The organism is Paenibacillus zanthoxyli JH29 (genome assembly GCF_000520715.1).
Lineage (GTDB): Bacteria > Bacillota > Bacilli > Paenibacillales > Paenibacillaceae > Paenibacillus_AQ > Paenibacillus_AQ zanthoxyli.
This window is the reverse complement of sequence record NZ_ASSD01000499.1, coordinates 1-597: the sequence shown is the minus strand read 5'-3', so window position 1 is coordinate 597 and position 597 is coordinate 1. Positions and strand designations below refer to the sequence as shown.

1 protein-coding gene is annotated in these 597 nt (G+C 60.8%); it reads left to right on the top strand.

Annotated elements, in window-relative coordinates; translation table 11 throughout:
- On the top strand, positions 1-487 hold a 487-nt coding region (locus tag L691_RS32985), incomplete at its 5' end, for an alpha/beta hydrolase (protein WP_025691986.1).
- Positions 488-597: the final 110 nt, after the last annotated feature.

Genomic DNA, 597 nt, shown 5'->3' with positions numbered 1-597 from the left:
CGATGGCAAGCAGGACCCCGCCATCATCCAGGGCATGCTCGATGCCGCAGCGGCGGCCCGCACCTCCGAAGCCCGCGGCGAAGGCGTCGGCACATTCCCGATTTTCCCGGAGACCGAGGACCAGGCTCGTGCCTTCGGCCAGTACGCCTTCGAGGGTTGGGAATATTACTGCACCGACCGCGCGCAGCACCCGTGCTCTGCTAAGGTCTTTACCTGGAACAGTATAGACCGCATCGCATATTTCGACGCGTTCCGGTTCATCGACCTGGTGGCGCCTCGTCCGCTGCTCATGATCGTCGGAACTCAAGCCGTCACGTCATGGATGACGACCGAAGCGTTTGCGAACGCGCAAGAACCCAAGGAACTGTTTTGGATAGACGGTGCCACCCACGTCGACCTTTACGACAAGGAAGAGTACGTGGCGCCTGCGGTTTCGAAGCTCGCGGAGTTCTTCCTTACGAATCTGACCGCCCCTGGCCCGGCTTGAGGCGCCATCGGCTGGCCCGATTGCTAGATCTCCAGGCCTAGCTTCCAGCCGAAACTCCATTCAATGTCGCTACCATTCTTGGCAACGCCAGTACAATCTCGCCAGCCCCG